This window comes from Thalassolituus marinus (genome assembly GCF_020320395.1).
Lineage (GTDB): Bacteria > Pseudomonadota > Gammaproteobacteria > Pseudomonadales > Oceanobacteraceae > Venatoribacter > Venatoribacter marinus.
Genome location: NZ_JAEDAH010000043.1, coordinates 110035 through 136366 on the forward strand (window position 1 = coordinate 110035; position 26332 = coordinate 136366).

The 26332-nt window shown below is 53.0% G+C and carries 23 protein-coding genes and 1 tRNA gene; 13 read left to right on the plus strand and 11 right to left on the minus strand.

Going from position 1 to position 26332, the window contains the following annotated elements:
- The coding region (locus tag I9W95_RS09215; protein ID WP_225674202.1) for a hypothetical protein at nucleotides 1-250 on the plus strand (250 nt) is incomplete at its 5' end.
- A gap of 319 nt (nucleotides 251-569) precedes the next feature.
- Here the strand turns inward: I9W95_RS09215 and I9W95_RS09220 are convergent.
- From I9W95_RS09220 to I9W95_RS09230, 3 genes are read right to left on the minus strand one after another with little or no spacing between them, the layout of a single operon-like run.
- Nucleotides 570-836, minus strand: coding sequence for a hypothetical protein (locus I9W95_RS09220; protein WP_225674118.1), 267 nt, complete (start codon nucleotides 834-836; stop codon nucleotides 570-572).
- Nucleotides 833-2056, minus strand: coding sequence for an Arm DNA-binding domain-containing protein (locus I9W95_RS09225; protein WP_225674120.1), 1224 nt, complete (start codon nucleotides 2054-2056; stop codon nucleotides 833-835). The genes I9W95_RS09220 and I9W95_RS09225 overlap by 4 nt, the downstream gene beginning before the upstream one ends.
- 10 nt (nucleotides 2057-2066) lie before the next feature.
- Nucleotides 2067-2282 carry a hypothetical protein gene (locus tag I9W95_RS09230; RefSeq protein ID WP_225674122.1) on the minus strand — a complete coding sequence of 72 codons (216 nt, stop codon included), beginning with the start codon at nucleotides 2280-2282 and terminating at the stop codon, nucleotides 2067-2069.
- Between the two features lie 151 nt (nucleotides 2283-2433).
- Here I9W95_RS09230 and I9W95_RS09235 point away from each other — a divergent pair, with 151 nt between their 5' ends.
- Nucleotides 2434-2649: a helix-turn-helix domain-containing protein gene (locus I9W95_RS09235; RefSeq protein WP_225674125.1), complete on the plus strand. Its 216-nt coding sequence runs from the start codon at nucleotides 2434-2436 to the stop codon at nucleotides 2647-2649.
- Between the two features lie 163 nt (nucleotides 2650-2812).
- Here I9W95_RS09235 and I9W95_RS09240 read toward each other — a convergent pair whose 3' ends face one another.
- From I9W95_RS09240 to I9W95_RS09250, 3 genes are all read right to left on the minus strand, one after another.
- Nucleotides 2813-4060, minus strand: coding sequence for an McrC family protein (locus I9W95_RS09240; protein ID WP_225674127.1), 1248 nt, complete (start codon nucleotides 4058-4060; stop codon nucleotides 2813-2815).
- Complete coding sequence (locus I9W95_RS09245) at nucleotides 4057-6708, minus strand: McrB family protein (protein WP_225674129.1); 2652 nt, start codon at nucleotides 6706-6708, stop codon at nucleotides 4057-4059. The genes I9W95_RS09240 and I9W95_RS09245 overlap by 4 nt, the downstream gene beginning before the upstream one ends.
- Nucleotides 6709-7315: 607 nt before the next feature.
- Nucleotides 7316-7392: transfer RNA gene (locus tag I9W95_RS09250), tRNA-Arg, on the minus strand.
- 264 nt (nucleotides 7393-7656) lie between these two features.
- Here I9W95_RS09250 and I9W95_RS09255 point away from each other — a divergent pair.
- Both I9W95_RS09255 and I9W95_RS09260 read left to right on the plus strand, forming a co-directional pair.
- Nucleotides 7657-8055 carry a carboxymuconolactone decarboxylase family protein gene (locus I9W95_RS09255; RefSeq protein WP_225674130.1) on the plus strand — a complete coding sequence of 133 codons (399 nt, stop codon included), beginning with the start codon at nucleotides 7657-7659 and terminating at the stop codon, nucleotides 8053-8055.
- A gap of 76 nt (nucleotides 8056-8131) precedes the next feature.
- Nucleotides 8132-8800 carry a cytochrome b/b6 domain-containing protein gene (locus I9W95_RS09260; protein WP_225674132.1) on the plus strand — a complete coding sequence of 223 codons (669 nt, stop codon included), beginning with the start codon at nucleotides 8132-8134 and terminating at the stop codon, nucleotides 8798-8800.
- Here I9W95_RS09260 and I9W95_RS09265 read toward each other — a convergent pair.
- On the minus strand, nucleotides 8790-9236 hold the full coding sequence (locus tag I9W95_RS09265; protein WP_225674134.1) for a c-type cytochrome: 447 nt from the start codon (nucleotides 9234-9236) through the stop codon (nucleotides 8790-8792). The two genes, I9W95_RS09260 and I9W95_RS09265, sit on opposite strands and share 11 nt — an antisense overlap.
- Before the next feature lie 170 nt (nucleotides 9237-9406).
- On the opposite strand from I9W95_RS09265, the gene I9W95_RS09270 reads away from it, so the two are divergent.
- The gene (locus I9W95_RS09270) at nucleotides 9407-10522 is read left to right on the plus strand and encodes a YheT family hydrolase (protein ID WP_225674136.1); all 1116 of its coding nucleotides are present in this window, start codon (nucleotides 9407-9409) and stop codon (nucleotides 10520-10522) included.
- Here I9W95_RS09270 and I9W95_RS09275 read toward each other — a convergent pair.
- On the minus strand, nucleotides 10513-12276 hold the full coding sequence (locus I9W95_RS09275) for a VRR-NUC domain-containing protein (RefSeq protein WP_225674138.1): 1764 nt from the start codon (nucleotides 12274-12276) through the stop codon (nucleotides 10513-10515). The two genes, I9W95_RS09270 and I9W95_RS09275, sit on opposite strands and share 10 nt — an antisense overlap.
- Entirely contained in the window at nucleotides 12273-13130 is an 858-nt protein-coding gene (locus I9W95_RS09280; protein ID WP_225674140.1) for a CLCA_X family protein, read from the minus strand. The genes I9W95_RS09275 and I9W95_RS09280 overlap by 4 nt, the downstream gene beginning before the upstream one ends.
- A 95-nt stretch (nucleotides 13131-13225) precedes the next feature.
- On the opposite strand from I9W95_RS09280, the gene I9W95_RS09285 reads away from it, so the two are divergent.
- From I9W95_RS09285 to I9W95_RS18500, 4 genes are all read left to right on the plus strand, one after another.
- Nucleotides 13226-14323, plus strand: a complete 1098-nt coding sequence (locus I9W95_RS09285; RefSeq protein ID WP_225674142.1) for a hypothetical protein — start codon at nucleotides 13226-13228, stop codon at nucleotides 14321-14323.
- A 10-nt stretch (nucleotides 14324-14333) separates the two neighbouring features.
- Entirely contained in the window at nucleotides 14334-14678 is a 345-nt protein-coding gene (locus tag I9W95_RS09290; RefSeq protein WP_225674143.1) for a histidine triad nucleotide-binding protein, read from the plus strand.
- A gap of 12 nt (nucleotides 14679-14690) precedes the next feature.
- Nucleotides 14691-16121, plus strand: a complete 1431-nt coding sequence (gene modF, locus I9W95_RS09295; RefSeq protein WP_225674145.1) for a molybdate ABC transporter ATP-binding protein ModF — start codon at nucleotides 14691-14693, stop codon at nucleotides 16119-16121.
- Between the two features lie 149 nt (nucleotides 16122-16270).
- Complete coding sequence (locus tag I9W95_RS18500) at nucleotides 16271-17557, plus strand: HD-GYP domain-containing protein (RefSeq protein ID WP_225674147.1); 1287 nt, start codon at nucleotides 16271-16273, stop codon at nucleotides 17555-17557.
- 18 nt (nucleotides 17558-17575) lie between these two features.
- On the opposite strand, the gene I9W95_RS09305 is transcribed toward I9W95_RS18500, so the two are convergent.
- Nucleotides 17576-18775, minus strand: coding sequence for a hypothetical protein (locus I9W95_RS09305; RefSeq protein ID WP_225674149.1), 1200 nt, complete (start codon nucleotides 18773-18775; stop codon nucleotides 17576-17578).
- Nucleotides 18776-18875: 100 nt separating this feature from the next.
- Nucleotides 18876-20711, minus strand: a complete 1836-nt coding sequence (gene ilvD / locus I9W95_RS09310) for a dihydroxy-acid dehydratase (RefSeq protein WP_225674151.1) — start codon at nucleotides 20709-20711, stop codon at nucleotides 18876-18878.
- A 470-nt stretch (nucleotides 20712-21181) separates the two neighbouring features.
- On the opposite strand from ilvD, the gene I9W95_RS09315 reads away from it, so the two are divergent.
- From I9W95_RS09315 to argS, 4 genes are all read left to right on the plus strand, one after another.
- Nucleotides 21182-21892, plus strand: a complete 711-nt coding sequence (locus I9W95_RS09315) for an HNH endonuclease (protein ID WP_225674153.1) — start codon at nucleotides 21182-21184, stop codon at nucleotides 21890-21892.
- Between the two features lie 51 nt (nucleotides 21893-21943).
- Complete coding sequence (locus I9W95_RS09320) at nucleotides 21944-23326, plus strand: ribonuclease J (protein WP_225674155.1); 1383 nt, start codon at nucleotides 21944-21946, stop codon at nucleotides 23324-23326.
- Between the two features lie 99 nt (nucleotides 23327-23425).
- On the plus strand, nucleotides 23426-24025 hold the full coding sequence (locus tag I9W95_RS09325) for an FMN-dependent NADH-azoreductase (protein WP_225674157.1): 600 nt from the start codon (nucleotides 23426-23428) through the stop codon (nucleotides 24023-24025).
- Between the two features lie 479 nt (nucleotides 24026-24504).
- Nucleotides 24505-26190: an arginine--tRNA ligase gene (gene argS, locus I9W95_RS09330; RefSeq protein ID WP_225674159.1), complete on the plus strand. Its 1686-nt coding sequence runs from the start codon at nucleotides 24505-24507 to the stop codon at nucleotides 26188-26190.
- Nucleotides 26191-26332: the final 142 nt, after the last annotated feature.

Consider the following 26332-nt stretch of genomic DNA (forward strand, 5'->3'; position numbering starts at 1 on the left):
TCGAGAAGCTGTCAAACTGACCCAGCAGCCGGGTATCAGTTGTAGCCAAGTTGCCCTCGAAATCGGTGTGGCCGAGGGTGTAACAGTTTCGTCGTTACACTGGGATTGCTTAGAAAAAAGCTTGTTAAAACAGTGGGTTACCCATGGCAGGTATTCAACCCTGGGGTGTAACACGGGTTTTGTTACAGCGCACGATTCTGCTTGTTCATCATGGAAAGTGCCGGGTAGTGCTTTCGCGTTGGGCAGATGACCTGCTGCTCTGAGTGCGGCTGCAAAATGGTATTCAGGAAGCGGCTATTTAGGGTGTAACAAGGATCTTGTTACGCTTACAACTAATGAAAAAATATCAGGAATAACAGCAGGTTGGCTGATGTTGTGGAACCGATGGGATCTGTAACGTCGGATTTGCTACACATCCTGATATAGTAGTTATCCACAGCACCCGCTGAACTCAGCCTTCATGGATGGAGGCGGTTCAGCATCCCAGAGCTCGGTTCCTCACTCACATGCCCACCCTGGTTGGGTTGAGAAACCAGACTGAACAACCTCCCTGTTGTTCAGTGCCGCGATTAAGCGGCATAGCTGACAGGCAACCTGGCAGCAAAGGCCTGTCGTAAGTCTCCCAGGGTTTCAAACATCGGCGGGCGTACCTGCAACTGCAGCTCCACCCACAGCCGTACGGCGTTGTGATTACTGACGTTCGGACAAACATTCAGGTAAGGCGCCAGCCCATACCCCGGCTGAATCTCATAATGGTGAATCAGCCAGTTAGCGATACCGAAGGCACGGTCACTCACCTTCACCGGACGGGCGCAGCCATAAAGAACGTGGTTCATGCTTCATCCTCCATCATCTCAGGCTTGCGCGGTGGTACATCGCTCATGTTGTTCTCATACAGCAACCGGTCAAACGCTGAGCCATCCTGACGGGTCAGGTTCGGCACATAACGGGAGTACACCCGGAACAGCATCTCGGTGGTGGTGTGGCCCATTTGCCGCGCAATCCACTCCGGGCTTTCACCGGCGGCCAGCCACAGCGTCGCTGCCGTGTGGCGGGTCTGATATGGACGACGTTCCTTCAAACCCAGGTAGCGCAACAACGGATACCAGACGCGTTGGGTGACGTTGTTGTGTGAGATGGGCGTATCGTTCCGACTACCAAACACAAACTTCTGGCCGAATGTGTAGGCACGCTGCTGCAGAAAGGCATCGTAAACGGGCTGCGACATCTGGATATCGCGCTGCGAACCATCGGTTTTGGTGTACTCAATCGCACCATCGACCACGGTTTCACGCACCAGAATCAGGCGGCGCTCCATATCCACGTACTGCCATTGCAGGCCATCGATCTCACCGGTACGCATACCGGTGAAGAAGCGAATGGCGTAATACGGGCGGTAATCGGCCCGCACATTGGCAAGGATCAACCGCACTTCATCCAGCGAAAACGGCTCCACGTCGATCTTCTGCTTCTTCAGCGATTTAATCCCACGGTACGGCGAGTTAAACTCATAACGATCAGCGGCTTCATTCATAATCATCCTCAACGGGGTCATGATCTTGTTGATGGTGGCGGCCTTCAGTGGGCTGGATTTCCGTTTCGGGTCTTTGGCGAGGTTTGAACGGAAATTCAGTATGTCGGCCTTGGTGATGTCGCTGATCCTTTTCTCCCCAAAGGCGGGCAGGATGTAGGCGTTCAGGTTAATCATTACCGACTTTTTGTGGCTATCACGCCACTCCACCGACATATCGCTCAACCAGACTTCGGTGAACTCCTTGAATGTCGGAATATCCGAAGTGGTCTGGTTGGGTGACAGCCGGGCGGCAGCGACTTTCTTATCTAAAGCCTCGAAGGCCTCTGCCTTGGGACTGTCGGGGAAATAATCCCGGTACACGAAGGTTCCGAGGGTTATCTCCGCCTCAATCCGCTGCAGAATTTTCTCCATACGTCGACGATTCGGCAGGTTATCTTCCAGTTTGGTGTATTCACGGCAGCGCTCCCCCTTATAACGGAAGTCAAAGTACAGCTTGCCGGTTCGAGCACTGATGCTAGCCATAGCAGCCTCCTTAACGCAGGCCAGTCATCAATGTGTTGATGCTGGGAGCGCGGAACATATCCGCTTCAATCTTCTCCCAAACGTACAGAATCTTGCGGCCGCCGAACGGGCGGAAATAGTGAATCCCCTCCAGCAGGACAGAGTCTTTCAGTTGGTTGCGGATGGTGCGTGGGTCGTACTTGATGCGTACAGCCAGTTCTTCGGTGGTTAAGTAAGTTTGTGACATGAAATCATCCTCATTAGTTGATATTCTGGATGCACTAAAGCTATTCGAGTTGGCTAAATGTCATCCTGAATAACATTTTGCACGACAAAATGTATTTTGCAATGATTATTTGCCATTCTGGATGATTTTTTTTTATTCAGGAGTTATTTTTGTGATTCGATGTCATCTGGCGCGGTTGATGGGCGAGAAGAAACTGAAGATTGTGGATGTGGCCCGGGAGACAGGTCTGAACCGCAATACAATCACGTTGCTGTATAAAGAGACGGCTCAGCGCATAGATCTGGAAGCTATTGATAAGCTCTGTGAATTGTTTGAGTGCGAGGTTGGCGACTTGCTTGAGAAAGTTAACGATAAGTCTGAAAAATAGGGTAAATCACACCCTTGATTGGCATGGCCACATCAAGATGATGTGACTATTGGGTTTTTTATAAGCAGATTGGAGGATTTTAGAGTCTCTAATCACGACGAATCAGATTGCCGTATTACGTTACGCATTCAGAAAATCAACCCGCGACCAGTACAACGCGGTCTTATGTAGCTTCTGACTCTGCGTGCTTCACCGCTTGCGCTGGCAGCGAGAACACCTCTCCATATAGCGGCACCGCTAACACCATCAGGGTAACGGGCCTTCCAAGATTTAATGCCATTCGATACTCCCCCCGAAAACCTGCCTGTTCAGGGTATAGCAGCATTACCTGGTCACAGCAGTAGGCACTGGCATAGGTGCTGAGCTGATAAAGATCGGCAGAGGATAGGGATGCAAGGGGGTTTCCAGAGTCCAGCAGTTTCCACTTGGTATCCAGAATGACGACCGGCTGGTTCAGTGCATTCAAAAGGCTGATATCCGGCCGCATCAGAAGCCGGCCTTTGCCCGAGTCATCGTCGCCCAGATACTTGCGTGGGCCTTGTTCCATCAGGCGCAGGCCCATCTTTCTGGCTGTTGGCCTAAGTTTGACGGCTACAAAGCGCTCGAATAACTGGCTCATATCTAACAACAGGCTGTAAACCTGCTGCTGACCGGCTCTGGCATCGAGATACTGGCCGTCAATAAACAGCCGGGCCAGCTCCACCACGCTGGCATAGCGACGCTGCATCCGGTTCAGGTCGTCGGCGCGGGGTAGGTGTTCGCCTTTGTGAATGACACCGATGCCGCCAAAACGTATCCGCATACTTTGAATGTGTTGGCGGAGCATGGACGAGCTTGCCAAATTGCTCATACAGATCAGGGCGCTGTGTAACAGCCGGTTGACCGGAATATCCGCCACCAGTTCATTGAACCGGCAAGCCAGGCGCTGGGGCTTGAACAGGTTCTCCCGCTGCTGACGGATCAGGTCAATTCTGCCTCGAACCTGGTCGAGTGTATCCTCCACATCTCGGTAGTCCCGAAGCAGCCCCTGTTGAAGTTGAGCTTCAAGCAACTTCAGAAAGTGGCGTATGAATACATCCAGAAGTCGGTGATTGCTGACGCCCAGACCCGCTTGCTGGGCACTCAGTCCCTCGATATCGCCAGCGGTGTCCAGCATTTCAATCAGGGTAGTGCGTTGTTGATCCGGAGTCTGATACGGAAAGACCTTGGGAAGAATTTCGATTTGCAGTATCTGCTGAATCTGAACCACACCACAAAACTGCCGAAACTTTACCCGGTTACGGCCCCATTCAAGACAGTTCCTGGGAAGCGAGCTCTCTGCGCTAGCCAGTGCATCTGCCTCCGGGGCGGTCAGGTCGCCTTCTTTACCAATGGTTAGCCAGCCATGCTCAAAGGCACTAACCAGTTTCAAGATGGCATTTCCAATGAGTCATAGATTTTGCGCAGGGCGTCCGGCGTGATCTCGCCTGGCTGTTTCACCCGGAAATCAGGCTTCTCTGGCAGATCCACCTCTGCGCCCGCAAACAGTTGGCCAGGGTCCAGTATCTTGCGAGTAATAATCTGGTGCTCAACCGGCGCGGTGTCGTCCGCCAGTACTCTGCGAATCTGCTGCCAGTCGTCGTAGAAGTATTCCGCCAGCATGGGGATAATGTCGTACACCATCGCGTGGCGCAGGCTGTCGATATCCTTCACCTCCATAAAGTACGCGTGACCGAAGGTTTGATCCCGGTGCAACAGATAACGCAGGCGCAGGTTAATGGCGTTCAGCAAATCTCGCAGGCTCAGTAAGCCCCCTTCGCCATCCGGTATGTAGCCATCCCCCTGATTGCCGGTGATTTGTTTGGGCTCTGGCATCAGCTCAATAAAGCGGAACCGCCGGCGCAATGCGGCATCCATCAGGGCAATCGAGCGGTCAGCTGTGTTCATGGTGGCGTATATGTCCAGGTTCTTCGGCACACCAAAGCGTTCGCCAGAATAGGGCAGGGTGATTTCCATGCCGTCTACCAGTTGGCCCTCTTCATCCCACCAGGCCCGCTTGTCAGCTTCAATCAGGGTGATCAATTCACCAAAGATGCGGGATATGTTGCCCCGGTTAATTTCGTCGATGAATAGGGCGTAGCGCTGCTTTGGATCTTGCCGGGCCCGATTGCAAAAGGCTTTAAAAAGGCCATCCCGGACTTCGTAGCTGATGCCGCCATCAGTGGTTTGTGGTCTGATGCCTTCTACAAAGTCTTCATAGCTATAGGACTGATGAAAGGTCACCGTCAGGTGCCGCTTGATGCGTGCTTCTTGGCTTTGCGGTCCTTGTTGTAACTTTCGCAGCTGATCCCGCAGGCCGTCGCCAGCTTCATCCCAATCACCCGTCAGTATCCATTTGCCGCCGTGTTGCTTATCGAAGATCAAGGGCGATTGTCGCTTCTCAAGAGCCACATTCACCGTCTCTGATTCAATTACGGTGTGGTTTTGTAGTGAGGCCCAGCAAGTTGCCCGCAAATGCGGGCTGTCTGTCCGCCCCTGAACCCGCGCTTTGGCCTTGAAGAAAGGGTGAATCAGCAGGTCATTAACCGTTGTTCCCGCAGCCTTGCTCACCTGATCGGCCAGGGCCAGTGCAATAGTCTCCCACCAGGAGGTACTGGACAGCTGTTCTTCCAGCCACTCTCCCGTTGTCACATTGCCAGCCTGAGACTCGTATTTTGGCTGCAGGTGGCTGCGCAAGTGATGGGTCTTTCCTGTGCCTGGAGGGCCATAGAAAATATGGTTGACTGGCTTACCAATGTTGATCGCTTGTTGGCGGGGTGTAGGTTTATCTGTCTGAACCAGCTTGACCGGTGGCAGCTTATTCCATAACCCGTTGACCAGCTTTGCGGACCTTGGTTTGATTTCGATACCTGAGCCCTGAGGCGTCCAGTTCTGGCTATCAGTCGTCCCACTTTCCAGGTCAGAGAGGCTGATAGAGGCCTCTGCGTTAGGGTCTCGGAGATCCGTCAAGGTGATATCCACATACAGTGATTTCTCCCCTTGACTTGCCTTCTCTGGGTCGTAGTGGTCGTCCTCGTAGGGCTCGCTGGCTACGGTCCCCCGAGCTAGCAAACCTTTCGGCTTCTGGCCCAATCGCATCAGATAGGCAGTGTCACCTTCTTTGAGTTGTTTCGAGGATGTGCGCCAGGGCAGAGTGACGTTTTCCCCGCGGGCAACCCGAAGCCGGTCATCCTGAAAAGAATTCCACTCCCAATTCCCAGGATTCCAGGCCATTAGCCAGACTCGAGGCGATGGCCGCCACTGGTCGACCCAGGGCAAAGTGTGGAAATCGACCGGTTCGTCTTCCTGATCTTCCAGATTTGTTCTGAGATCCAGGAGCCTCTGATCTACTTCTCGGTGGCTCATGGTCTTCAGTTTGGTCTTGGGCACATCACCCAACACCCGAAGAATTTCTTTTTTGTCGTTTCCGACGGATGTGTGCTCAAAGCTATCCGGGAACAGTAGAAAACAGATGATATGGCGGAACTGTCTGGCGCCGGCATCTGGAATGCTCTCCAGCCAGTCCGCAAAGGACCAGGGGCTCTCAAGCGTTTGGCTTTGGGTTTCCGGCCCCAGCGTTTTGAAGGCTTTTATCAGTTCAATCAGGAATACCAATTCACGCCAACGCAAGGTATTGAAGCCAGTACCAGTGCTGCCGGCCCCACTGAGCGTGGCATCATCCAGCAGCCAGGAGCTGGGCAGGCTATCGCCGCTGATCTCCCAAATGGAACTCACCAGATCACGTTTGGTTGCCGGCTTGATATTGGTTGAAAACAGCAACAGCAGCCAGTGCAATTCGGCCATCAGTTTGATCGCTGCGGGACTGGCATCGGCAAGTTGCCGTTGCAGCTTCTTGATAAAGCTTTCGTCGCCTTCTTGGGGATTCTGGGTAAAGCGCTTATCCAACTCAACCAGATTGTCAGTGCTCCAGTATTGACCGTCATCCAGCAAGGGCCCGTCATTCAGCAGGCATTGGTTCTTCCATAGCTGGGCGGCCTCAAGCATGGCTTTGATGTCATGACGAGGGTTGTAACGACTCATAGGTACTTCCTCGGAAATGAAACTTTTTCATTAAATATCAATGGGAGAAGAGGTCTGGGGTGGGACCAGTCGAGCGCACAAACGCAGCGTCAGACGGAGAGGGCCAGTAACGGCCGCCATCGTATTCGCTGTCCAGGAAGGTGCCGATGTCCTCAGCTCTAGGCTGAATAAAGGAGCGGGTAAAGTCCCGGTAGTCATTAACCAGCTTATCCCTGAATTCAAAAACGTCCATCAGGCTTGGCGCCTCCCTTGCCTTGCTATTGGTGCCCCAACAGGCAGAATGCTGTTGGCATCCGGAGATTTAAACAGCCGCAATTTTTTTGTCAAAGTTTCATTAAGCTTGTCTATAGACAAAAGACATATTATTAGCCGCATACACAGAGAAATTGATGCTCAAAATGTGATCAATATTGGTGGTTCTGTAACTCTAAAGCCGTATAGGTAATGTAAGCTGGACATCAGTAATGCTTGTTAGTGGTCGCTGGAGAGTAGTGATCAAATACGAATGGTCAAAAAACACTCAGAAACCAAAGTGGTCTCAGAATGGTCTCAATCTGGTCTCAACCACTAAAACAGGCTTTTTTGGTCGCGGAGGGAAGCTATCAAATGGCCCGCCCTAGAGGATTCGAACCTCTGACCTCGGCCTCCGGAGGGCCGCGCTCTATCCAGCTGAGCTAAGGGCGGTCGTAGAAAAACCAGCTAAAGACTGTGCCGGTTTTGATATGTGCTCTCCAGTGTCTCTATCTTAGTGATAGCCGCCTCCGGAGGGCAACGCTCTATCCAGCTGAGCTAAGGGCGGTTTACAGTTCTGCCGGGGAGTCTGACGCTGTAAGTGCCCGCATTGTATACGTTTTTATAACCGTGCTCTACTGCCTTTACGGTGGGATTGATTGCCGGGCCGATACTGCTAAAGTCAGGCATCTGACTGATTCTATGATCGAGGATGCTATGACAGACCGTTTTGAAAAGGGCTTAAAAATCCGTCGCGAAGTGATGGGCGATGCTTTCGTTGATAAGGCGTTGGACAATGCCACTGCCTTTACTATGCCGCTGCAGAAGCTGGTCAGTGAGTTCTGCTGGGGTGATGTGTGGGGCCGTGAGGGCTTGTCTAAGCGCGAACGCAGCCTGCTGAATCTGGCGATGATTTCGGTGCTTAACCGACAGCAGGAGCTGGCAGGGCATGTGCGCGGTGCCATCAATAATGGCGTCACGCCGGAGGAGATCCGCGAAGTACTGTTGCAGGTGCTGGTGTATGCCGGTGCGCCGACAGCGATTGATTCATTCCGCACCGCATCTGCTGTTCTTACAGAGCTGGGGATTGATCTGAACGGAATGGAGGCGGAGTAAGGGTTGACCAACCTTTACCCTGCGCTCAGTTCGCTTCCGTTACCATAGTGCCCTTCGGTTTGTCAGAGGCTTCGTAATGTCTTCATCGTCTGTTCGTGTCTGGGATATTTTTACCCGCCTGTTTCACTGGTTACTGGTAGCCGCCATCGGTGTGGCTTGGTGGTCCGGTGAGCAGGGCGGTGAATGGATGAGCTGGCATCTGCGCGCAGGCTATCTGGTGCTGGGGCTGGTCATCTTTCGAGTGATCTGGGGCTTTGCCGGTAGTCACTATGCGCGCTTCGGGCAGTTTTTACGCTCGCCAGCGTCTACCTTGGGTTATCTGAAAAATATGCTCAAGGGGCGTGACGATGCGCACCTGGGTCACAACCCGGCAGGGGGTTGGGGTGTCATCGTGCTGTTGCTGCTATGTGCAGTGCAGGCAGGCACTGGCTTATTTGCCAACGATGATATTTTTACCGAAGGACCGTTAGCGTATCTGGTGGGTTACGACCTCAGCATTGAGATCACCCGCTGGCATAAGCTGATGTTCAATGCTCTGCTGGCGATGATTGCTTTGCATGTTCTGGCGGTGGTTTATCACCAGCGTTTTCGTAAGGAAGCCATCGTTCAGGCAATGATTACGGGTAAAAAGCCTGTGGCTGGTGAACTGGCCGGGGTGACCGTTAATCGCAGCCGTGAATGGCTGCTGGGAAGCACCGCCGTGCTGATCAGCGCGGCGGCGGTATGGGGGCTGATCAGTCTTTGAATTTGTCGTGACAGCCTTTGCAGGTACGGGCTACCTGCATAAAGGCCGGAGCAATCTGGCCTTTATCGCCGCTTTTGGCGGCTTCCGCTAATTCTGCTGTTTTACTCTGGAAGTTTTCCATACCCGCTGCGAAGGTTTGCCAATCGCTTTCGATGGCAGGCAGTGCGGCGGTTGAGCGCTCATAGGTACCCGGAATAAAGCCTTCCAGTGGCATGTGGCTCAGAGCTGCCAGGTTGTTGGCACGACGGGCAAATTCTTCGGCGTTAAATTCCACTTTGCCTTTCATCATGTCGCCCATGGGACCGAAGTTCCACTTCACGGCTTTGAAGATGCCTTTACGGTACTCAACGGCTTCGAAGGGTTTCGGGGCGGCCAGGGCGGCACCGCTGAAACCGATCAGCGCGGCGCTGATTGTTACAGTCAGCAGTTTGTTCATGGTGATTTCCTCTCTGCTTGGTCAGGTTCTGGGTCCCAGTGTATCTGCACAAGGCCTGCAGGCTATAAGCCATTACCAACCTTTACACTTTAACGATCAATCGTGAGTGGCTACTGCTGCTGTCTCATGCCTTCTGATAGATTGCTGTGAAACACAAGTGAGGACAGATCATGGCCTGGATCGTAATGGTAGTGTTGCTGGTGGCAGTCGTCTATTACTGGCGCACGGCGGCTTTGCAACCGCAGCTGGTGTATCAGGATAATCGTCAGAATCAGCAGATAATTCAGGCCTTACCGGCATTGTCGCGACGTTTCTTTCCAACCTTCTGGATGTTCAATACGCACCTGCAGTTGATTGTTCTGGGCCTGAAAAAAGGACTGGGAGCGCGGCTGGAGTACGACCAGGCGCAAACTCTGACCATGAGTGATGGCGGCACCACCGCGTTGTACTGGCTGGGGCTGGATAAACCGGCAGACACGCCAACCATTCTGGTGCTGCATACCATTACCGGTTCGCCGCACAGCATGCGCGGACTGGTGCGTGATGTTGCACGCTTTTCCGGTTTCCGCGTGGTGTTGTGTGTGCGCCGTGGCCACGGTGATCTGCCGTTAACTACGGCACGAATTAATACGATGGGCGACACCGCTGACCTGCGCGAGCAGATCAGTGAAATTCAGCAGCGTTTTCCCCAGTCTCCCTTGTATGCCATTGGCAGCTCTGCGGGGTCTGGCTTGCTGGTACGTTATCTGGGTGAGGCTGGTGATGATACGCCGGTTCAGGCGGCTATGGCCTTTTGTCCGGGGTACAATATTGAGGTCGCGTTTCAGCGCTCCCATTCGTTTTACAGCCGCATGATGGCGAAGAAACTGATTCGTCAGTTTATTACCTCGCATATACCGGCCTTCTCTGGGTTGCGCACCTACCAGCAGTGTATTCAGGCAGAAAATCTGCACGATTTTCATCAGAATTTATACGAATGTGCGGGCTTCGCCACGTTGCAGGATTTTATGGATGCCAGTAATCCGATGAAGGTATTCCGTGACATCCGTGTACCACTGCTGATTCTCAACAGCGAAGACGACCCGGTGTGTCATATCGATAATGCCTGGGAATACGAACAACAGATTCGCGCTATGCCAAACATGCTGCTGGCGGTAACCCGGCGCGGCAGTCATTGTGCCTATTTTTCCGGTCCGTTGGCGCACCCATGGGGTCATCAGCTGGCGGCAGATTATTTCCGCGCCAGCTACGAATCCGCGCAGAAATTACCAGCAACTCAGTCGTAACTGACGTAGCAGACACTGGCGTCGATATCGTGTTGCAGGAAAAAATCTAGCCATAAACGCTGGTGGTCCTGCAGCCGGTCGCCAGGTCCTTTCACTTCGATTAACGACCAGCCCGGTGGCTGTGTCTGCCCGTCGGCGAACCACACCAGATCCGGCAGCCCACGGCTGTGATGGCGCAGTTCGCTGAGCAGATGATGAAAAACAGCCTGTAAATGCGCAGCCGGAATATTCACCAGAGCCTGTTGCAGCAATTCCTTTGTTAGTGTCGGCCAGTGAATCAGCGGACAGCTGATGCCATATTTCTCATCATAGCGGCTGTGAATAATCTGCTGATACCGGCCCTCTTCAATCGCACGAAATGCGTCTTCAATTTCTGCGGTGCGAGCTGTGGAAAAATCATCGCGGAATAAATCAGCCGGCCCCGACTGAAACGGGTGAAAGAAAGCACCCGCCACCGGCTTGTATATTGCCGGCCAGAATAACAGCGCAAATAATGCAGGTAGCAGAGTGTTTTCAACATACCAGCACTGTCCTGAATTCTGCTGATTTAATGCATCCATTACCTGATATTCCACTGCATCAGCATTGTCGCTCAGGCTCAGGTAACGGCTGGGGTATTCCTTAATAGTGCGGCGTTTGGCGCTAACCTTAATGCCACACTTTCTGGCCATACGCTGGTATATGCGCTCCAGTGTAATACGTGATTCCGGGTGCTGAATATTATTGAGAAGCTGGTGAGCTCGTTCGGCAACGGCCTGATAATCGCTGCTGCTGACTGCCAGTAACTCGCTGACACGCAATGCTCTGACCTGTGCTTCACGGTGGCTGGATAACGCATACACTGACAGTGCTGTGTCCAGTGCGCCTGTGCGCTCAAGGTCACGTCCGATATCGGCCAGAAAACGCTGTCGCCGCTGCTCAAGCCAGGTGATGGATGGTGGTTCCGCCGCCGTTGCCTGCTGACTGACAGCCAGCAATGCCGCGGCGCATTGCTCAGCGCTGAGCTGCCGGTTTTTCCAGTCATCAACGCATTGGCTGTGCTGTTGCTGCAGTTCGCCCAGACGCTGAAAAAACAACAGGTCATTGCGCAGCGGAAAAGCCCGTGAAGACTCGGTTAAAGGCACAGCCTCATAGCGCTGGTGGCCGAGTTCGGTGAGAACAAATTCCGACCAGTCCTGCCAGTAATTACCAAAAAATAAAAGACGGATGGTATCGAACAGCGGCATACAGCGCAGTGATATATGTGCTGTGTTTTGGCCGGTCCACTGCTGGTAGGTCATGCGCTGGTCATTGCCTTCGCTGCCGGTGCTCAGCATCAGAGCCAGTTGCCAGAGCGCGTCTTTTTTCAGGGACTTTTTAACCGTTTGCAGGGCCGGGGTAAGATCTGAACGATATTGCTGCTGGTGTTGCAGCAGTTGCAGAATGTCATCTTTTCGCAGCAAGGGGTACAGCTCATCGAGACTGACCTCTGGCTGTTGTTCAATAAATCCGGCGTCGCTCAGCGCTGTCATTGCAGCATCGATATCGACAATCTCAGCGTAGTGAAATGAGCCTGGCAGAAACTGTTCGCCCTTGCGCATCACCATACGTAACAGCAGCGCGCGGGCATCGTCGGTGAGCAACTGAAAATCGTTAATCTGCTGCTGTTCTTCTGCGGCTAAAATATCGCTGCTGTGTTGCAGAACCCAGTTCAGTGCACTGTTAAAGTTATGCAGGTAATACAGAGGGTGATTCACGTCGGCCGGCGTAATCATTGTGCATCCTGTGCTGCTTTGGCCTGACGCAGCAGACTGTTACTCAGGGCAGAGAAGTAGGCTGAAAAGGTCCGGCGAATCGCCAGCCGCTGACGACCCTGAGGATACAAACCTAACTGTGCCTCGGCCGATTTTTGCGTACCGCGCACCAGAAAAGCGTTCTTGATACCTGCGTCCTGTACAAAGGCTTCAAATGCGCGGGCGCACATTTCCTCTGGCTGACTGAAATAAACCACACCCTGTTTTTTATCCTGCGCTACCGATGCTTTAAACATATCGCTGGCGCATTCGCCATCGTCACTGAGCATCACGGCGGAGAAGCACTGGCAGAGCAGGGCGGTCAGGCGGTGGGTCGGCGCTTCGTTGTTTTTAAGCCACAGTTTAGAGGCAAAGGCGAGTGGTTCGGCGCTGCTGAAGGCCTTGCTCGCCATGTGGTGATCAAAGGCATGAAACCACTCATGGGCAATACTGCCCGGGCCCGCGTTCTTGGCCAGCGCAAACGCCCGTTGCTGCGGAGCATAGTGAGCAGAGACACCCGGACGACCGCCTTTACCGTATTGCAGCGACAGCGTGCCACGTAGTGAAATCAGCTGCTGGCCCAGCAGCAGGTTATCGGTGTTGCTCAGCGGTTGCCCGGCCAGAATCTGAGTCAGATCACACAGCGCATCGAAGAACAGACCTGCCGCCTGTTCCTGTTCGCTGTTGGTTACCCATTTGCCGATTTCTACACCACGAAAATCAAACCACTGACGGATTGTGAGGAAATCAGGAATAACACCGCCCAGCAGCGCCCGATGGTCGGGGCCGGCACGATAGAAGGCACGCTTCAGCAGGGTGGATTCATTGGCTTTCATCAGGCACAGTGTGGCAGCAGTGAATGGATGATTATTACACAGGCTTAGCCGAAGTCAGCAATTCAACCGCCAGGCCGTTTTAAAAAGGGAATTGAATGAAAAGCGCAGTTTACGACCGTGAAGGCGATCTGTTTTGTCTGGATGATACGCGCCTGCTGCGCCGGGTTCTTCTCATTTTTGGTTTGCCATTTATCGTCGTTGGCACTCTGATGCTGGCCGACGTGCTCTTCACATGGCTATTCGATAGCGGCCAGATTGCTGGTGGGCAGATCTTTGCGACACTGCTGTTTCTGTTTTTTGGAGGGATGATCAGCACTCTGGAGTTTGGACGTTATCTGAGTGGCGATGGACGCTATCTGATCACCCGTCATCGGTACTTTTTTATCCGCTGGGAAGAAAAACAGCCATTGGCAGCTTACAGCCATATTCAGTTGAAACGTGTTCTGTCGTCTTCTTCTGGCAGTAACCGAACGTCTGCTATGTACGGTATCGTGCTTGATACTCGTTATATGGATACCGAATTATCCGCGGATTCTGATTATGTCAGTGCACGTGCCAAAGCCGAGCAGCTGGTAAAACAATTCAATCTTCCGCTGCAGGATTTTACGGGAGGCAAGCCGGTTATTACTCATCCTGAGGATATCGATCAGACGCTGACCTTGAGGCAGACTGAAATGCCATTACCTCCGGCTAATAGTGGCATTCGCATGACATACGGGCGCGATGGCTTACGGTTTGTCCTGCCATCCCGTAAAGGCTTGCCGTTAGTTGGAATCTTCAGGCTGTTGGTGATTGTGTTTTGTGGATTGTTTATGCAGGAAAAAGTCGGAATTGATGCGCCGCCGGCGTTTATGCTGGCATTCAGCGGAGTGCTGTTTCTGATAGTAGCTATCAGTGTTTTTGAGTCGTTTTATCCGTATTTTTTTCGCCCATGGATTGAGTTCAGTAAGTCCGGAACCCGTGCCAGGCTGTCTGCATTTTCCAAGCCGGTAGACATTAGCCTGAAGGCTTTAGAAGAAGCACGGGTAAGCCCGCGTGGGCGTGTTATTCTTCGTTCTGATCAATTTTATGCCGCGCTGCCGGTGCACAGCAGCCGGGAAGACGCTGAGTTTGTCTTGCAGCTTTTTCAGTGGCTGGCCACTATAGAGGCTGCTTCAGATTCTCAGCCTCTGAATTCAACACCCACAAATTAAGGAGTCATCGATGTCTGAGGACACTATTTTCGGCAAAATCGCCCGTGGTGAAATGGATGCCAACATCGTTTATGAAGACGATCTGTGCCTGGCATTCCGCGATCTGTATCCGGCCGCACCTATGCATATTCTGCTGATTCCACGTAAGCCGATTCCTCGTCTGTGTGATGCGGTGGAAGACGATAAAGAACTGCTGGGTCACTTGATGCTGGTAGCGACCAAAATCGCTGAACAGGAAGGCCTGGGCGATGCTTACCGTCTGGTGGTGAACAATGGCGAGAAGGCCAGTCAGTCGGTATTCCACCTGCACCTTCATATTATTGGCGGTCGTCCGCTGCAGTGGCCTCCGGGCTGAGGTCGGTAACGCATGATCTTTAACGATGTACTGGCTCGTCTTTACGACGGGCGTCATCTGCGTGTTGATCGCTGGCAGGTAAATGCCGGTGAATACTGGGCCATTGCCGGGACCAACGGCAGTGGCAAAACGGTGCTGTCGCGCCTGACCGCTGACGACGTGGTGCTGAATCACGGCGATGTCAGCAATCTGCCTGCGCGGGTGGAATTTGTCTCGCTAGAAGCCCAGGCTGCACAGATCGAAATCGAGCGTAAAGAAGACGAAAGCGATCTGAATGACTCGCCGGATAAAGGCACGCTGATTCGCGAGTATCTGGCACCACTGGCGGAGGTTGAAGAGTGGGTAGAGCGCTTTGGCATTCGTCATCTGCTCGATTCTGGTTTTCGGGCGTTATCCACCGGTGAAAGCCGTAAAGTACTGCTGATTCACGCTTTGCGTGAACGCCCGGATTTACTGGTACTGGATGAGCCGCTGGAAGGTCTGGATCAGGCCAGTCGCGCAGCGTTAACTGAAGCGCTGCAGCAGTTACAGCAGCAGGGGCAGGCCATGTTATGGGTCGCCAACCGTCTGGATGAACTGCCAGACTGGATTACCCATGTTGCCTTTATGCACGATGCCCATCTGCTGTATCAGGGCGAAAAAACGGAGGTGCTGGCAACGCCGGAACTGCAGGGCTTAATGCATTTCGACCGCCCGTTACCGGACTTTCCTGCTAGTGGCCGTGAGCCTCTGCAGCTGGCTGCTGGCGACCCGCTGGTGGGGATGAAAGACGTGTCCATTCGCTATGACGAACGCGAGCTGTTTGCGGGTCTGAACTGGCGCGTCGAGCCCGGCACGCACTGGGCCATTCAGGGGCCGAACGGCTGTGGTAAAACCAGCCTGCTGCAACTGATTACCGGCGATAACCCACAGTGCTACCGCAACGACCTGAAGCTGTTTGGTATTCAGCGTGGTAGCGGTGAAACCATCTGGGATATCAAAAAGCATATCGGCCTGGTGTCGGCTTCCCTGCAATGGGAGTACCGTGCCACCACTAACGTACTGAGCACGGTTATTTCCGGGCTGTACGACAGCATTGGCCTGTATCAGAGCACCGGTGACGACGACAAACAGCTGGCACTGAAATGGCTGGAAATTATCGGCCTGCGCGATAAAGCCAACAAGAGCCTGCAACACCTGTCCTATGGTGAACAGCGTCTGGTGCTGATTGCGCGCGCCCTGATTAAACAACCGCCGCTGCTGATTCTGGATGAGCCGTGCCAGGGGCTGGACGACCCAAGCCGTATGTTAGTGCTCGCTTTCATTAACCGGCTGGCCGAGCAGCAGGCGATTACTCTGCTGTATGTGACCCACCACGCGGATGAAATTCCGGCGGCTATCAGTCATCGACTGCAGTTTCAGTTCGAGGATGGTCACAGCACACTCCATCAGGTTGTGGTCTGACTCGTAATGGCTTGAGCTTGTGAGTTACTCGCAGGTTCAGGCTGAAACCGAACCCCATGGTTCATGAAAGTCACACTCATTCTTCTGGCTTAACGACCGTGCAGCGCTAAACTTAAATAAGTCATTATGGCTTCAGTTCAGGCAGCAACGTGCAGCGATCCGTTACCACGACCCGAGACGGTCGGAAATTCAGAGTACACAAACACCACAGCCGACGTCAGGTTGCCATTGGCGATCTGACCGTTGGTATGTATGTGGTGGAACTCGATATTCCCTGGGAGCAATCGCCATTTCTGTTTCAGGGCTTTCTGATTGAATCCGAAGCCGATATTCATGCTCTGCAGGATGTATGTCGGTGGGTGCTGGTGGATGTGGTTGAAGAAGAATGGGAAGCGATGGAAGGCCATGCCAAAGGCAGCAGCCAGCGCCGAACCCGTTATGTCGAAAAGCAGGACATGGCGAAACAGCTCACCGAAGCCAACCGCACGTATCAAAGCACTAAGTTACAGATCAAACGCCTGATGGCATCCGCTCAGCTGGGCGAAGCTATGAGCCTGAAAGAAGCCCAGGTCGTCGTCAAAGACTGCGTAAACCGCGTGGTCAGTAATCCCAACGCTATGCTCTGGCTGACGCGCCTGAAAAATCAGGATGAATACACCGCCGAACATTCAGTGAATGTTTGTCTGCTGGCTATCGCGCTGGGGCAGCAGCTCGACCTGGCACCTTACGAATTAGAAAACCTTGGCATCTGCGGGCTGATGCACGACATCGGCAAAATGAAAGTGCCGGATGAAATTCTGAATAAACCGGGGCGTCTTTCTCCGGAAGAATTTGAAGAAATGGCGCGCCACACCACCTATGCACGACAAATGCTGATGGGACGTTCCGATATTTACCCCGGCGCTGTCGATGTGGCGTTCAGTCATCACGAGCGATTGGATGGCAAGGGTTATCCGCGTGGTATCGATTCCACCAAAATATCCATGTTCACCCGCATCATTACCGTGGTCGATGCCTACGATGCCATGACCAGTGATCGCTGTTACAAGCCGGGGATGTCGTCGCTGGATGCGATGAAAATTCTGCACAAAAACTGCGGCACACAGTTTGACGAACAAGTGGTGCGCAAATTTGTTGCGATGGTGGGCTTATACCCGCCGGGTCATTTACTGGAAATGAGCAACGGCGAAGTGGGCATTATTATGTCGTGCGATCCGGGTTTTCAGTTAAAACCCAAAGCCATCATGATTCTCGGGCCGGATAAACAACCGCAGCCAGAGCGCATCATTAACCTCGCTCATAACCCGGTGGATGATCGCGGTGAAACCTACCGGCCTGCAGGTGTGTTTCGCAGTGGCTGCTTTGGTGTAAACGTCGCAGATTACATCCAGCGCGGCTTACGCATTAAAGGCTTTGAATACAGCCTGGCGGATTAATCCGCCAGACTGTTATGTTTAATTACTCTTAGTAGGTTCTTCTGCAGTTGCTTCTTCAGCGGCTGGTTCTTCAACCGCTGCTTCTTCAACTGCTGCTTCTTCAACCGCTGGTTCTTCAACAGCTGGTTCTTCAACAGCTGGTTCTTCAACAGCTGGTTCTTCAACAGCTGCTTCTTCAGCAGCTGCTTCTTCAACGGCTGCTGCTTCTTCAACAGCTGCTTCTTCGGAAGCAGGTTCTTCAACCACAGTCTCTGTGATAGCTGTTTGCTGCCGTACAGCTGAGATATGACTCTGCTGTTGTTCCTGAATAAACTGAATCAACGCCAGGGTCTGATCTTTAAAGGCCATATTACGGTTGTCGCCGGCACCTGCAGCAGTAGCAATCTGATGCAGCATATCTTCGTGGTTCAGTGCTGCTTGTTCGGCACCATCGGCAGTGAGCTTTTGCAGTTTGCGTGCCTCGCGTGCGATATACAGGGCGTGTTGCGCAGCCGTTAATGCACTGCGTCCCAGTGCTTCACTCTGAGCACGGTCGCTGTAGTTCTTGCTGATAAAGCGTTCGGCTTCTTCCGTTTGCTCTTCTGCCTGAACGAAGGTTTGTGGCGCATGATCATCTGCATCTTCGTCTTCGGCCTTATCCAGAGTATCGGCCGCTGGCTGCCAGTGAATGGCCAGCATGGTGTCGCGCTCCAGCTCCTGCAGGTCTTCCAGCAGACCCGGGGATTTTTCCAGAGCCTTGTTGCTCTCGCCGGCTTCAATCAGGCTGACCAGATCACGCAGATCATCCATGTTGTCGCGGTATGCTTTGGGGAGAACATTCTCGGCACGGATTTCGTTCAGCGTGGCCTTCTGTTGAAACAACGGCGCCAGCAGTTGTTTGGCGGTGGTTTTATTTTTCAGGCCATTGTCGAGCAGCGTCAGCACACGGGCAGATGCCTGAATGCTGGTATCGTTTTCACTTTTCAGTTCGGCTTCCTGTGCTGTTTTCAGTGCTTCTTCCAATTGCTGCATGGTCAGCGGAGCAAAGAACGCGAGCTCTTCTGCAACGGCGGTTTGATAAGCGGCCTGGGCTTCTTCCAGCGCTCGTTCACTATCGCTGCCAAGCTCGTTCGCTTTGGCAGTGGCTAATGCTGTTAAGGTTTCCTGGTTGGCAAGTTGCTTTGCGGCGCAGCCGGTAAACAGCAAGGCTGCCAGAAGTAATGTGGTAAAGCGCAACATAAGGTTTATCCCTTTTCCTGGGCAAAAAAATACCCGTACAAACAATCATCTGTACGGGCATTATACCGACTATTAAGAATGAGTCGTATGGCTCAGCACATTAGTCGAGCAGGCTCTTATCGCGAACGGCACCTTTATCGGCGCTGGTGGCGAATTTGGCGTAAACCTTCAGCGCAGTGCTCACTTTACGTGGGCGCTCGGCTGCTGGTTTCCAGCCTTTTTTGTCCTGCTCATGACGACGATGAGAGAGTTCTTCAACACTCAGGTCGACATTAATAGAACGGTTCGGGATGTCGATATTGATGATATCGCCGTCCTGCAGCAGGCCGATGGCACCGCCGGAAGCCGCTTCCGGAGAGCAGTGACCAATCGACAGACCCGAGGTACCGCCGGAGAAACGGCCGTCGGTCAGCAGTGCACAGGCTTTGCCCAGCCCCTTGGATTTCAGGTACGAGGTCGGGTACAGCATTTCCTGCATGCCCGGGCCGCCTTTCGGGCCTTCGTAACGGATAATCACGATATCACCGGCAACCACTTCATCGGCCAGAATGCCTTTTACCGCATCGTCCTGACTTTCGAAGATTTTCGCTTTGCCCTGGAATACCAGAATGGATTCATCCACACCGGCGGTTTTTACCACACAGCCATCGAGGGCGATGTTACCGTACAGAACCGCTAGGCCGCCTTCTTTCGAATAGGCGTGTTCCAGATCACGGATACAGCCGTTTTCACGGTCGCCGTCCAGTGTTGGCCAGCGGGTGCTCTGGCTGAATGCCGTCTGGGTCGGGATACCAGCCGGGCCAGCTTTATAGAACTTCACAACCTCTTCGCTCGGGCTGCGCATGATGTCCCATTTATCCAGCGCTTCTTTCATGGTCTTGCTGTGTACGGTTGGCAGGTCGCTGTGCAGCAGACCGGCGCGGTCGATTTCACCCAGAATACCCATGATGCCACCGGCACGGTGAACGTCTTCCATATGGTACAGCGGCGAGTTTGGCGCCACTTTACACAGCTGTGGAACCACACGTGACAGACGGTCGATGTCTTTCAGGTCGAAGTCGCACTCAGCTTCCTGAGCAGCAGCCAGTAAGTGCAGAATGGTGTTGGTTGAACCACCCATAACGATATCCAGCGTCATCGCGTTCTCGAACGCTTTAAAGCTGGCGATAGAACGTGGCAGAACCGACTCATCGTTCTCTTCGTAATAACGCTTGGTGATTTCCACGATGCGGCGACCTGCTTCAAGGAACAGCTGTTCGCGGTCGGCGTGCGTCGCCAGCAGCGAGCCGTTACCCGGCAGAGCCAGACCCAGCGCTTCGGTTAAGCAGTTCATCGAGTTGGCGGTAAACATACCGGAGCAGGAACCACAGGTCGGGCAGGCACTGCGCTCGTATTCGGCCACTTTCTCATCGCTGGCAGAATCGTCGGCGGCGATAACCATCGCATCCACCAGATCCAGCTTGTGCTCAGACAGCCTGGTTTTACCGGCTTCCATCGGACCACCGGACACAAAGATCACCGGAATGTTCAGACGCAGCGACGCCAGCAGCATCCCAGGGGTGATTTTGTCGCAGTTGGAAATACACACGATCGCATCGGCGCAGTGCGCATTCACCATGTACTCAACCGAATCGGCAATCACTTCACGCGATGGCAGGCTGTACAGCATACCGTCGTGACCCATGGCGATACCGTCATCCACAGCAATGGTGTTGAACTCTTTCGCTACACCACCGGCTTTCTCGATCTCGCGCGCAACCAGCTGACCCAGGTCTTTCAGGTGCACGTGGCCAGGTACGAACTGGGTAAAGGAGTTCGCAACGGCAATGATTGGCTTCTGGAAATCTTCGTCTTTCATACCGGTCGCACGCCACAGGGCGCGGGCTCCGGCCATATTGCGGCCGCCGGTAGACGTCTTGGAACGATACTCAGGCATGGTGTCTCGTCTCTCAATGCATGAAAAATGGCCGACATTGTATCAGCCACCGGGCAAATGCTCATCAGTGGATTTTGCTTCTAATAGCAGGAGCACTAAAGGACAAACTGCACAGTTATGCCCAGATTGTGTGGATAACTTTGTGGTTAAGTTCTTAGCAGATGGCTGCAGGCACGACAAAACGGGCCACGCGTTCAGATTGGTGAAAGTTTGAACGCTTGAACAGAAAAGCTGAAAACTCAGAAAAAGCCTGATGCAGCAAGGGTTTAATTAAGATTTTTTGTAACGCTTTCAGCGGGTTGCTGAAAAGTAATGAGGTTGGATGTCAAGTCTTGACATGCTGCTGTTGGTAAATCTTTCTGTGGATAAGTTTGGGGGTAAGGTGGTGGTGAATTGGGGAAAAGGCTGACTTAATTGATACGTAACGGTTTAGTGGTTAGATTCACCCTATCAAAAATGGAATGATGAACATGACCTTCGAAGAATGGATGCTCGCTCAGGGATTATCGGCCTCGTCAGTTAAAAAATATTTGTCGAGTGTTAATGGCGTAATGAGTACTTGGGCGAAAGATGCAGGATTAATTCACGGACCACTAACGTCGGTCACAAGCCTCAGTCAGTTTCATATCGTTGCGGAACAGTTATCGCTTTTGCCGCTGTTCGTTGAGCGCAACTCGGTTGGCAAGGGAATGTACAGCAGTGCATTAAATCGATACCGCGATTATCTTCAGTCAGGGTTCGACAACGATATAGAGCGCGATATCGATGATATTTTCCGCATAGCTAATATCGAAGAAACGGAGAAAAGTCGCTTGGTAAAAACCCGCGTTGGACAAGGGGACTTTCGGGCACGCTTGATTGAGTATTGGCAAGGCTGTGCTGTTACCCATTACCAAGACCCTGGCCTATTGGTTGCTTCACACATTAAGCCTTGGCGAGCATCTTCTAATAGAGAGAAGCTCGACCATTTTAATGGTTTATTGTTGCTACCGACGTTAGATAAAGCGTTTGATGCGGGCTTTATTAGCTTTCAAAAAACGGGTGAAATTTTACTGTCACCGCAGCTGTCCCAGCCAGATGTGTTAGGTATCAAAGGCGACATGAAAATTCAGCTCAATGCTTCGCACCTACCTTACATGGAATACCATCGAGATGAGGTGTTTCGCGTTAGTCACTATTAATTCGATGACCACTGTATACTCCCCCTTTCCCCAGCACACTGACGGACTGTAATGACCCCCACGGATAAGGACTTACTTTTCCTGCCTCTCGGCGGCACCGGCGAGATCGGCATGAACATGAACCTCTATGGCCACGATGGACAGTGGCTGATGGTGGATTGCGGCGTCACCTTTCCCAAACCCGGGCGGGTGAGTGCCGATGGCACTGTGCATCATTCCGGCGAGCCGGATATTCAGATGCCGGACCCGGAGTTCATCAGCAGTCGCCGCGATCAGCTGGCGGGGTTGGTGATTACTCACGCCCATGAAGACCACGTCGGTGCGGTGCCTTATTTATGGCCGAAGCTGCGTTGCCCTATTTATACCAGCCGGTTTACCGCTGAAGTGCTGAAAAAGAAGCTGGCCGAACATGCCATGCTGCATCAGGTCAAAATCATCATTGTTGAGGTGGGCGAGCGTGTGCATATCGGCCCGTTCGAGGTTGAGTGGTTGCCAATTACCCATTCTATTCCGGACCCCAATGCACTGATGATTCGCACGCCACTGGGTAATATTTTCCACAGTGGTGACTGGAAGCTGGACCCCGATCCGGTGGTCGGGCATGGCTATAAAGAAGACACCTTCCGCGCTCTGGCCGACGAAGGTGTGCTGGCCATGGTGTGCGATTCCACTAATGCCACCACGGTTGGCCATTCGGTATCGGAAAGTGAGTTGTACGATGGCCTGCGCCATTACATTGAGGGTGCCAAAGGCCGGGTGATCGTGACCTGTTTCGGCAGTAATATCGCGCGCCTGCTGACGTTGTCACACATTGCCGATGATACCGGTCGCTATATGGGACTGTATGGTCGTTCGATGGTGAATATGTATCAGTGCGCCAAACGTGCGGGTGTCTGGCCTTACAGTGCCGGCACTGTGGATACCGGCCACCTGGGTTATCTGCCGCGCCATGAAGTGCTGGCGGTGGCGACTGGTAGCCAGGGCGAACCACGCACGGCGTTGCGCCGTCTGGCGGCGGGTACACATCCGGACTTCGAGCTGGAACCCGGCGACCGTGTGATTTTCAGTGCCCGTGCCATTCCCGGTAACGAGCAGGCGATTCAGGGCTTAATCGACCAGCTGACGGCAATGCAGGTTGAGGTGGTTACTGTTGATGAGGCCGAGTACCTGATTCATGCTTCTGGTCATCCGGCGCAGGAAGAGCTGAAAACTCTGTATCAGTGGGTGCAACCTGAGATCTCGATTCCGGTACATGGCGAAGACGTACATATGAAAGCCCATGCCGGGGTGGCACGCAGTTGCGGTGTGCCGCGCAGCATGACGGGTCGCAATGGCGATCTGTTTATGTTGCGGCCGGTGCCTGGCATTCAGCGGCAGAAGGTGAAAACCGGGCGTCTGGGCTGGGAGAAGGGTGGTCTGGTCAGAGTGGAATAACACTTCTGAATTTTAGAAAGGTACGTTTCAATATTTGCCATTTTTTATCGAAAAAACTAATAGCAGAATAGCCTCATTCACTTCTGAGGAGATATTCTGATGGCAACACTTCTGTATGTTAAGGGCAGTATTTTTGGTGATCATGGTCAGTCCAGCCAACTGGCCGACAAGCTGATTGCCAACTGGAAAGCGAAGAATCCGGGCGGCGACGTCGTGGTTCGTGACCTCAGTGTCGATGTGCCACCGTATCTGGATGCCGAGCGTGTCACTGCGCTGTTTACTGCTGCCGACCAGCAGAGTGACGAGCAGAAAGCGGTTACGGCATATTCCGATAACCTGATTAACGAAATCCGCTCAGCCGATGCCATTGTGCTGGGTATGCCGATGTACAACTTCACCATTCCGGCGCAGCTCAAGTCTTACCTGGATCACCTGTGTCGCGCCGGTGTGACCTTTAAGTACACCGAAAACGGCGCGGTGGGTCTGCTGGAGAACAAGCCAGTGTATGTTGTCACCGCGCGTGGTGGTCATTACAAGGGCACTGAGATGGACACCCAGACGCCGTTCATCAAAACCATTCTTGGTTTTATCGGCCTGACCGATGTCACCATGATTCACGCTGAAGGCCTGAACATGGGCGATGAGGCTAAGGCAGCGGCACTGTCTGCCGCAGGTAAAGAACTGGAAACTCTGTTCTGAGCCGGGCTGGTTTTACACAAAGCACCCTGCGGGGTGCTTTTTTGTATCTGTGAGTTACGTAGTTTATCCGCAGATTCTGTGGATAAGTTTTTGGATAAGTTTGGGGTAACCGTCTGCAGGCACCGTTATCCGGGGCTGCATGACAGAATGGTGAAATTTTAAACGCTTATTTGAATTTCGCTGGAAGCCTTGCTGTATCTGAATTTTCAAGTGTTTTTTATTTTAATTTTCAATGCCTTAAGGGTTGACGTAAAAGCATAAAGTTAATAACGGTGAATAAATCTTTCTGTGGATAACCTTGTGTATTTCCTTTGGGAAAAGTGGGGAGAACCCGCTTAAGCCACGATAGTGCCTGATATCCCGATGTTGCTTCACCCACAATGGCATTTTTGCGATAATCCCCGCCTTTTCACGGCCCCGTTAAGACCTGCGCAAGGCTTAGCCCGGCCCCACCATCCCGAGCAGATACAGATTCTTCTATGAAACCGCAAATTGCAGAGCTTTTGTCCGCCGCCGTTGATTCACTGAAAACCCAGAATGTTGTTCCAGCGGATCTGGAACCACGCATTCAGGTCGAGAACACCCGCGACAAAGCGCATGGTGATCTGGCGACCAACCTGGCGATGATGCTGGCCAAGCCTGCCGGTAAAAACCCACGTGAACTGGCGCAGCTGCTGGTGGATGCTCTGCCGGACAACACTCTGGTGGAAAAAGTGGAGATCGCCGGTCCGGGCTTCATTAACTTCTATCTGTCGGATGAGTCCACTGCCAGCCTGATCAAAGCGGTACTGGAGCAGAAAGCTCAGTACGGCCGCAACAACGATGGTGAAGGCCGTAAGGTGCAGGTGGAGTTCGTATCGGCTAACCCGACTGGCCCACTGCATATCGGCCACGGTCGTGGTGCGGCGGTAGGCGACTGTCTGTGCCGTCTGCTGGAAGCGACCGGCTGGGATGTAACCCGTGAGTTTTACTACAACGATGCCGGTGCGCAGATTAACAATCTGGCGCTGTCGGTACAGGCGCGCTGCAAAGGCCTGACTCCGGACGACGCGGGCTGGCCGGAGGATGGCTACCGTGGTGACTATATCGTCGAGCTGGCCAACAGCTACATGAACGGCGATACCGTTGAGTCTGCCGACCAGAGCTTTACCGGCGCTAAAGACGCCGACGATCTGGAAGCCATCCGTCACTTTGCGGTGGCTTACCTGCGTCGCGAACAGGATCTGGATCTGAAAGCCTTTGCTGTGGATTTCGATGTGTATTTCCTCGAATCGTCCCTGTACAGCGATGGCAAAGTTGAAGATGCGGTACAGCGTCTGATCGCTAACGGTTACACCTACGAAGATGGCGGCGCCCTGTGGCTGCGCACCACCGACTTCGGTGATGACAAAGACCGCGTGATGCGGAAAACCGACGGCGGCTACACCTACTTCGTGCCGGACGTGGCCTACCACCTCGACAAATGGAACCGTGGCTTTACTCGTGTTGTGAACGAGCAGGGTGCCGACCACCACAGCACCATTACCCGTGTGCGTGCAGGTCTGCAGGCACTGAATACCGGTATTCCTAAGGGCTGGCCAGACTACGTACTGCACCAGATGGTGACGGTAATGCGTGGTGGCGAAGAAGTGAAAATTTCCAAGCGTGCCGGTAGTTACGTGACTCTGCGCGACCTGATCGACGAAGTAGGCCGTGATGCCACCCGTTACTTCCTGGCGGCGCGTAAAGCTGACAGCCAGCTGACCTTTGATATCGACCTGGCGCGCTCACAGTCTTCCGACAACCCGGTTTACTACATCCAGTACGCCCACGCTCGCGTATGTTCCATCTTCCGTAAGCTGGCTGAAGCTGGTCAGAGCTGGAGCGAGGAACTGGGTCTGGCGTCGCTGGCGGCACTGGAACTTGAGTCAGAAAAAGAACTCATTGTTAAGCTGGGTCGTTACCCTGAAGTGGTTAAGCGTTCGGCGTCCATCAACGAGCCGCATAACATCGCTACTTACCTGCGTGAGCTGGCCGGTGATTTCCACGCCTGGTACAACTCCGAGAAAACGCTGGTAGAAGACGATGCCGTGCGTAATGCACGTCTGGCTCTGGCGGAAGCCGTACGTCAGGTAATTAACAATGGTCTGGATCTGCTGGGTGTTTCTGCACCGGAAGAGATGTAAGCTCTGGTTATTGAAGCTTACGCATACGTCGTTAAAGTTTTACTCAAAATGCTCACTTATAACCACATAAGCTGTGCTTTTTCGTAAAACTTTGCCTTGTCTGCGAGGCGCTCAATACGCCAGAAAAACAGACAGAAGCTGT

Bases quoted from the DNA above. Each gene is read 5' to 3' on its own strand.
- I9W95_RS09220 (WP_225674118.1), bottom strand. From the start codon at position 836: ATGAACCACGTTCTTTATGGCTGCGCCCGTCCGGTGAAGGTGAGTGAC.
- I9W95_RS09315 (WP_225674153.1), top strand. From the start codon at position 21,182: ATGACCTTCGAAGAATGGATGCTCGCTCAGGGATTATCGGCCTCGTCA.
- I9W95_RS09260 (WP_225674132.1), top strand. From the start codon at position 8,132: ATGTCTTCATCGTCTGTTCGTGTCTGGGATATTTTTACCCGCCTGTTT.
- modF (WP_225674145.1), top strand. From the start codon at position 14,691: ATGATCTTTAACGATGTACTGGCTCGTCTTTACGACGGGCGTCATCTG.
- I9W95_RS09320 (WP_225674155.1), top strand. From the start codon at position 21,944: ATGACCCCCACGGATAAGGACTTACTTTTCCTGCCTCTCGGCGGCACC.
- I9W95_RS09325 (WP_225674157.1), top strand. From the start codon at position 23,426: ATGGCAACACTTCTGTATGTTAAGGGCAGTATTTTTGGTGATCATGGT.
- I9W95_RS09275 (WP_225674138.1), bottom strand. From the start codon at position 12,276: ATGATTACGCCGGCCGACGTGAATCACCCTCTGTATTACCTGCATAAC.
- I9W95_RS09290 (WP_225674143.1), top strand. From the start codon at position 14,334: ATGTCTGAGGACACTATTTTCGGCAAAATCGCCCGTGGTGAAATGGAT.
- I9W95_RS09305 (WP_225674149.1), bottom strand. From the start codon at position 18,775: ATGTTGCGCTTTACCACATTACTTCTGGCAGCCTTGCTGTTTACCGGC.
- I9W95_RS09230 (WP_225674122.1), bottom strand. From the start codon at position 2,282: ATGTCACAAACTTACTTAACCACCGAAGAACTGGCTGTACGCATCAAG.
- argS (WP_225674159.1), top strand. From the start codon at position 24,505: ATGAAACCGCAAATTGCAGAGCTTTTGTCCGCCGCCGTTGATTCACTG.
- I9W95_RS09270 (WP_225674136.1), top strand. From the start codon at position 9,407: ATGGCCTGGATCGTAATGGTAGTGTTGCTGGTGGCAGTCGTCTATTAC.
- I9W95_RS09245 (WP_225674129.1), bottom strand. From the start codon at position 6,708: ATGAGTCGTTACAACCCTCGTCATGACATCAAAGCCATGCTTGAGGCC.
- I9W95_RS09285 (WP_225674142.1), top strand. From the start codon at position 13,226: ATGAAAAGCGCAGTTTACGACCGTGAAGGCGATCTGTTTTGTCTGGAT.
- I9W95_RS09265 (WP_225674134.1), bottom strand. From the start codon at position 9,236: ATGAACAAACTGCTGACTGTAACAATCAGCGCCGCGCTGATCGGTTTC.
- ilvD (WP_225674151.1), bottom strand. From the start codon at position 20,711: ATGCCTGAGTATCGTTCCAAGACGTCTACCGGCGGCCGCAATATGGCC.
- I9W95_RS09225 (WP_225674120.1), bottom strand. From the start codon at position 2,056: ATGGCTAGCATCAGTGCTCGAACCGGCAAGCTGTACTTTGACTTCCGT.
- I9W95_RS09280 (WP_225674140.1), bottom strand. From the start codon at position 13,130: ATGAAAGCCAATGAATCCACCCTGCTGAAGCGTGCCTTCTATCGTGCC.
- I9W95_RS09255 (WP_225674130.1), top strand. From the start codon at position 7,657: ATGACAGACCGTTTTGAAAAGGGCTTAAAAATCCGTCGCGAAGTGATG.